The following is a 6,611-nucleotide window of genomic DNA, read 5'->3' as shown; positions in this document are numbered from 1 at the left end:
GAAAATCTCACCAATTGGTGAGATTTTTTTATTTTATTTTCGAATATATGGTTAAGGAGGTACGGGATGGTTCAATCATTAGCAAAGCACGTCATCCATCAGGCAGTAGAAGTAAATGCTCAAGATATTTATATCATTCCCAAAGGTGATTGTTATGAACTCTATATGCGTATTGATGATGAAAGGCGGTTTATTGATGTTTTTGAGTTTAATAGGATGGCTAGTCTTATTAGTCACTTTAAATTTGTGGCAGGCATGAACGTTGGAGAAAAAAGACGAAGTCAATTAGGTTCTTGTGACTATGAACTGTCAGAGGGAAGACTGGTTTCATTACGACTATCAAGTGTGGGAGATTATCGTGGTCAAGAATCTTTAGTTATTCGTATTTTGTATTCAGGTCATCAGGACTTAAAATATTGGTTTGATAATATAAAGCAAATGAAGGAAGTACTGGGTGCAAGAGGGCTATATCTTTTTTCCGGCCCTGTGGGGAGTGGTAAAACAACTCTCATGTATCAATTAGCTTCAGAAGTATTTAAAAATAAGCAAATTATCACGATTGAAGATCCGGTAGAAATCAAGAATGACAAGATGTTACAACTCCAATTGAATGAGGATATTGGAATGACTTATGATGCTTTAATCAAACTGTCTTTACGGCATCGTCCAGATATTTTAATTATCGGAGAGATTAGAGATCAAGCGACGGCCCGTGCTGTTATTCGTGCAAGTTTAACGGGAGTGATGGTTTTTTCTACTATTCATGCTAAAAGTATTCCCGGAGTCTATGATAGGCTTATAGAATTAGGGGTTAACTATCAAGAGTTAGAAAATAGTCTAAAATTAATAGCATATCAACGTTTAATTGGAGGAGGAAGCCTAATTGACTTTGAGACAGGTAATTTTAAAAAACACTCATCAGACAAGTGGAATAGACAAGTGGATATCTTGGCTGAAGAAGGACATATCAGTAAGAAACAGGCACAAGTCGAAAAAATTATCCCTCAAGAAACAACGGAAAGTAGTCCAACTTTTTAATAATCTTTTTGCTAGTGGTTTTTCTTTAACTGATATGGTCACCTTCTTAAAGAGGAGTAAGTTATTGTCTGATTGTTATACAGATAGGATGAATAAGGCATTATTAGAGGGAAAAGATTTATCAAAAATGTTAGGAGAGTTAGGTTTTTCTGACACTGTTATCACACAGGTTGCATTAGCTGATTTGCATGGTAACATTTCAAGGAGCCTACTAAAGATTGAGTCTTATTTAGCTAATCTTTTGTTAGTTAGAAAAAAAGTAATAGAAGTAGCTACTTACCCATTGATATTATTGTCTTTTCTGGTGCTAATTATGATTGGCCTTAGGCATTATTTAATGCCCCAATTAGGAGAAAATAATTTTGCAACTAGACTGATTACAAATGTGCCGAATATTTTCTTATTACTTTTAGCAGTTGTACTTATTTTTAGTTTAATATTTTATATTATTCAAAAGCGATTGTCGCGCATTAAAGTAGCTTGTTTTTTAACAACAATTCCCTTAGTTGGATCATATGTTAAGCTTTATTTAACTGCTTACTATGCCCGTGAGTGGGGAAATTTATTAAGTCAAGGTGTTGAATTGGACCAAATTGTTAAAGTAATGCAAAATCAGAAATCCAAACTTTTTAGGGAAATAGGATATGACATGGAAGAAGGTTTTCTATCAGGTAAAGCATTTCACCAAAAAGTATTAGACTATCCGTTTTTCTTAACTGAGCTTAGTTTAATGATTGAATATGGTCAAGTTAAGGCGAAATTAGGAACAGAGTTAGATATATATGCTGATGAGAAGTGGGAGGATTTTTTTACAAAATTAGCTAGAGCGACCCAGTTAATCCAACCTGTTATTTTTATTTTTGTAGCTCTTATCATTGTTATGATTTATGCAGCAATGCTGTTACCAATGTATCAAAATATGGAGATATTATCATGAAAAATTTATTGTTAAAATGTAAGGATAAGAAGGTTAAAGCATTTACACTTTTAGAAATGTTAGTTGTTTTGATCATTATTTCGGTCTTGTTGTTATTGTTTGTACCCAATTTATCAAAACAAAAGGAAAGTGTCACAAGAACTGGAAATGCCGCTGTTGTCAAGGTTGTAGAAAGTCAAGCCGAACTTTTTGAACTGCAAGAAACAGGTAGAAAAGCTAGTTTATCCACTCTAAAATCTGGAGGATATATTACTGAAAAGCAAGAAAAAGCCTATTTAGATTATTATAAAGACAGTTCCAATGGTTCTCAGAAAATTTCAAGTTAAAGCATTTACTGTTTTGGAGAGCCTTATTGTATTATCAGTAGTGGCATTTATGACGTTAGTATTTTCAACATCATTTAATAATATTTTTAGGCAGGTTGAAGAAACAATTTTCTTCATATCCTTTGAACATCTTTATAGAGATACTCAGAAATTGAGTGCATTTGGTCAGAAGAAACAAACCCTTACAATCTCTCATAATTATCTCGAAAATACTTATGAGAGACTTTATTTACCTAAAACTGTAAAAGTAGTCAAAAGTGACACACTTGCATTTGACGCTAATGGAGGGAATTCAAGCTTGGCAAAAATTCAATTTGAATGTTATAGAAAAACTGTCACGTATCAATTATATATAGGAAGTGGTAATTATCGTAAGAAAGAAAATTAGAGCCTATATTTTACTGGAAAGCCTAGTGGGATTAGCTATTTTAGTTACTATTACAAGTTTAGTAATAAGTGAAATCAATCGTCAACAATCTCATATTGCAAGAAGGCAACATGAGCAAGAAGTATTGATATTAGCTAGAATGGCTGTGCAAACTGATCAAAAAATATTAGAAGCAAATGGTGTTAATATTCGTATTGAAGAAAGTAAAAATAAAATTGCGCTCTTTGAAGGTAATAAGGAAATTTTGCACGTATCAAAAGTTAAGGGTTAAAGCATTTACGCTTTTAGAATGTTTGGTAGCATTGGTTACAATCACAGGAGCTTTGCTAGTTTATCAAGGACTAACAAAATTGTTGGCTCAACAGATAGTAGTGATGTCTTCTTCCAGTCAGTCTGAATGGGTGTTATTAACTCAGCAACTAAATGCAGAATTTGAAGGCGCTCATCTGGAATATTTAAGACAGAACAAACTTTATTTACGTAAGCAAGATAAGATTGTAACCTTTGGCAAATCTAATAAAGATGATTTCCGTAAGACAGGTTATGATGGTCGAGGTTATCAACCAATGGTTTATGGGTTAGACAATTGTCAAATGAGTCAGACCAAAAGTATGGTAAAACTTGTTTTTTATTTTAAGGACGGGTTAAAAAGGACATTTTACTATGATTTTAAAGAAGAAACTTAAAGCTGGCATCCTTTTGCAAGCTATTGTATTGGCTGCTGTATTTACACTCGTCTTACAGTTTTATCTAGCAAGAATATTGGCAACAGAAAGACAGTATCATAGCCAAATTGAAGCAAGTAAAGCTTATTTAACAGCGCAGTTAGCTTATAAAACAATAGAAGGTGACTCCATATTAGGAAAATGTTATTTTATAGGAGGATATGCTTCATACCTCCAAGAAGGGAACTATTTACAAGTTAAGGTTACATTGGATAAGGGAGGAAACTATAACCATAAGTTTTATCGTAAAACAGACACTCTCCAAGTACCTCTCAAGTCTAATGATAATAAAGCAAGCCATAAACATTAAAAATATACAGTGATGAAATATTAGTAAGACAAGGTTTTGCTTAAAAACAGGATTTTTGTTTGCTTCTCTTTTCAGATGCTGTCTTTTTTGTTATGATAAATTCTGGAGGAAATCATGAATTTTGAAAAAATTGAGACAGCCTATGAGCTGATTTTAGAAAATATCCAAACGATTGAGAACCAATTAAAAACTCATATTTATGATGCCTTAATTGAACAGAACTCTTATTACCTTGGTTCAAGTTGTGATTTAGATATTGTTGTGGTGAATAACCAAAAATTACGTCAACTTGACTTAAGTCAAGAAGAATGGCGTCGCACTTTCCAGTTCATTTTTATCAAATCTGCGCAAACAGAGCAATTACAAGCTAATCATCAGTTTACGCCAGATAGTATTGGTTTTATCTTGTTATTTCTTTTGGAAGAATTAACGAGTCAAGAGACAGTTGATGTCTTGGAAATTGGAAGTGGAACTGGGAATTTAGCTCAGACTCTCCTCAATAACAGCTCGAAAGAGTTAAATTATATGGGCATTGAAGTTGATGATCTTTTGATTGATCTATCAGCAAGCATTGCTGAAATTATAGGTTGTAGTGTCCAATTTATCCAAGAGGATGCTGTTAGACCACAAATTTTGAAAGAAAGCGATGTAATCATTAGTGATTTACCAGTTGGCTATTATCCTAATGATGATATTGCTAAACGATATGCTGTATCAAGTTCTAAAGAGCACACCTATGCTCACCATCTATTGATGGAGCAATCTCTTAAATATTTGAAAAAAGATGGAATCGCTATATTTTTAGCACCCGAAAACCTTTTAACAAGTCCACAAAGTGATTTGCTGAAGGAGTGGTTAAAAGGATATGCAGATGTCATTGCCGTTTTAACTCTACCAGAAACTATTTTTGGAAGTCGTCAAAATGCGAAATCTATATTTGTTCTCAAGAAGCAAGCAGAACAAAAACCAGAAACCTTTGTATATCCGCTGACAGATTTGCAAAATCGTGAGAATATGGCAAACTTCATTGAAAATTTTCAAAAATGGAGCAGAGAAAATAGTCATTACTCAAAAAATATGATAGAATAGAGATTGTGAAAACGCTTTAGAGAGGTAAATTATGTCAAAAACAATAGCAATTAATGCTGGAAGTTCAAGTTTGAAATGGCAATTATATGAAATGCCAGAGGAGAAAGTAGTTGCCAAAGGAATTATCGAACGTATTGGTTTGAAAGATTCTATTTCGACTGTAAAATTTGACGATAAAAAAGATGAACAAATTTTAGATATCGTAGATCATACCCAAGCTGTTAAAATTCTTTTAGAAGATCTAACAAAACATGGTATTATCAAAGACTTTAATGAAATTACAGGTGTTGGTCATCGTGTCGTTGCTGGTGGTGAATATTTTAAAGAGTCTGCTTTAGTAGATGATAAAGTTGTAGAACAGGTTGAAGAATTATCAGCTTTAGCTCCACTCCACAACCCAGCAGCTGCAGCAGGGATTCGTGCGTTTAGAGAAATCTTACCAGATATCACGAGTGTATGTGTATTTGATACAGCCTTCCATACAACAATGCAACCTCATACCTACTTATATCCAATCCCACAAAAGTACTATACTGATTATAAAGTGCGTAAATACGGTGCACACGGGACAAGCCACCAATACGTTGCACAAGAAGCAGCTAAGCAATTAGGACGTCCTTTAGAAGAATTAAAATTAATCACAGCACATGTGGGTAATGGTGTTTCTATTACAGCAAATTATCATGGACAGTCTATTGATACATCGATGGGATTCACACCACTTGCAGGACCAATGATGGGAACACGTTCAGGAGACATTGATCCTGCGATTATCCCTTATCTTGTAGCTAATGATCCAGAATTGGAAGATGCAGCAGCTGTTGTTAATATGCTTAACAAACAATCAGGATTGCTTGGAGTATCAGGAACTTCAAGTGATATGCGAGATATTGAAGCAGGTCTTCAAAGTAAAGATCCAAATGCAGTGTTAGCCTATAATGTCTTTATTGACCGTATTAAGAAATTTATTGGACAATACTTGGCAGTATTAAATGGCGCGGATGCTATTATTTTTACTGCAGGTATGGGAGAAAATGCGCCATTAATGCGTCAAGATGTTATCGCAGGATTATCATGGTTTGGCATTGAACTTGATCCAGAAAAAAATGTTTTTGGTTATTTTGGAGATATCACAAAACCAGATTCAAAAGTGAAGGTTTTAGTTATTCCTACTGATGAAGAATTAATGATTGCGCGTGACGTTGAGCGCCTTAAAGCTAAATAAGTTATCAAAAATTGATAAGACCAGAAAAGTTGATAGTTTAACTATCAACTTTTTTGTCTTTTGAACAGGTATGTAAAATGTACTTGACAAAAAATGTATAGTTAACTATACAAAAAAGGTATAAGATATGAAAAATTCTCTACAAAAGTTACGAAAATCTAGAAAATTAAGTCAAGCAGAACTTGCAGTTGCACTTGGGGTTTACTAGGCAAACTATTATTTCTCTAGAAAAAGAGAAATACACGGCATCTTTGGAGCTAGCATTTAAGATAGCGCGTTATTTTGATAAACAAATTGAGGAAGTTTTTATTTTTTGGTGATAACATTTAGTGAAAAGCGATTTCAACATTACTATACCAAAGTTTTTGATGAGCGTAATCAATTTATTGCTAATATGTCTTGTCGACTTCTTTTCCTTTTATCTGTCCTTGTTTTAGTGGTATTGTGTCTGATCAATGTCTGGTTTGGTATAACTTTTTCCTATGCAAAGTTCTTACTATTGATACTCTCTTTTATTTTATATGGTTATTTATTAATTTACTTTATTTTACAGAAGTTATTGTGAGATAAGTC

At 33.4% G+C, this 6,611-nt stretch carries 9 protein-coding genes and 2 pseudogenes; all 11 read left to right on the top strand.

Annotated features, from left to right (window positions below; translation table 11 throughout):
* The first annotated feature begins 66 nt into the window (after window positions 1-66).
* The gene (comGA, locus tag HMPREF9171_RS103720; RefSeq protein WP_000250798.1) at window positions 67-1,038 is read left to right on the top strand and encodes a competence type IV pilus ATPase ComGA; all 972 of its coding nucleotides are present in this window, start codon (window positions 67-69) and stop codon (window positions 1,036-1,038) included.
* Window positions 932-1,975 carry a competence type IV pilus assembly protein ComGB gene (gene comGB, locus HMPREF9171_RS103725; protein WP_223297804.1) on the top strand — a complete coding sequence of 348 codons (1,044 nt, stop codon included), beginning with the start codon at window positions 932-934 and terminating at the stop codon, window positions 1,973-1,975. The genes comGA and comGB overlap by 107 nt, the downstream gene beginning before the upstream one ends.
* Entirely contained in the window at window positions 1,972-2,301 is a 330-nt protein-coding gene (comGC, locus tag HMPREF9171_RS103730; RefSeq protein WP_000793380.1) for a competence type IV pilus major pilin ComGC, read from the top strand. Before comGB ends, comGC begins: the two co-directional genes overlap by 4 nt.
* Window positions 2,276-2,689 (top strand): competence type IV pilus minor pilin ComGD, encoded by a 414-nt coding sequence (gene comGD, locus HMPREF9171_RS103735; protein WP_000244259.1) that lies wholly within the window; start codon window positions 2,276-2,278, stop codon window positions 2,687-2,689. The genes comGC and comGD overlap by 26 nt, the downstream gene beginning before the upstream one ends.
* A complete protein-coding gene (gene comGE, locus HMPREF9171_RS103740; protein WP_001872488.1) occupies window positions 2,661-2,960 on the top strand; it encodes a competence type IV pilus minor pilin ComGE in 300 nt (99 codons plus the stop codon). Before comGD ends, comGE begins: the two co-directional genes overlap by 29 nt.
* Window positions 2,914-3,375 carry a competence type IV pilus minor pilin ComGF gene (gene comGF / locus HMPREF9171_RS103745; RefSeq protein WP_001874060.1) on the top strand — a complete coding sequence of 154 codons (462 nt, stop codon included), beginning with the start codon at window positions 2,914-2,916 and terminating at the stop codon, window positions 3,373-3,375. Before comGE ends, comGF begins: the two co-directional genes overlap by 47 nt.
* Window positions 3,353-3,724 carry a competence type IV pilus minor pilin ComGG gene (comGG, locus tag HMPREF9171_RS103750; protein WP_000601100.1) on the top strand — a complete coding sequence of 124 codons (372 nt, stop codon included), beginning with the start codon at window positions 3,353-3,355 and terminating at the stop codon, window positions 3,722-3,724. The genes comGF and comGG overlap by 23 nt, the downstream gene beginning before the upstream one ends.
* Window positions 3,725-3,838: 114 nt before the next feature.
* A complete protein-coding gene (locus HMPREF9171_RS103755; RefSeq protein ID WP_001008569.1) occupies window positions 3,839-4,813 on the top strand; it encodes a class I SAM-dependent methyltransferase in 975 nt (324 codons plus the stop codon).
* 31 nt (window positions 4,814-4,844) lie between these two features.
* The gene (locus tag HMPREF9171_RS103760) at window positions 4,845-6,038 is read left to right on the top strand and encodes an acetate kinase (protein ID WP_000047534.1); all 1,194 of its coding nucleotides are present in this window, start codon (window positions 4,845-4,847) and stop codon (window positions 6,036-6,038) included.
* 127 nt (window positions 6,039-6,165) lie between these two features.
* Window positions 6,166-6,358: pseudogene (gene relB / locus HMPREF9171_RS01000000113090) on the top strand (type II toxin-antitoxin system RelB family anti-toxin).
* Window positions 6,337-6,603: pseudogene (locus tag HMPREF9171_RS1000000113685) on the top strand (hypothetical protein); the annotation flags it as partial. The pseudogenes relB and HMPREF9171_RS1000000113685, both read left to right, overlap by 22 nt.
* Window positions 6,604-6,611: the final 8 nt, after the last annotated feature.

This window comes from Streptococcus agalactiae ATCC 13813, from assembly GCF_000186445.1.
In the GTDB taxonomy this organism is placed as follows: Bacteria; Bacillota; Bacilli; order Lactobacillales; family Streptococcaceae; genus Streptococcus; species Streptococcus agalactiae.
The sequence above is the reverse complement of the archived record's forward strand: the minus strand, read 5'-3'. Positions and strand labels throughout refer to the sequence as shown.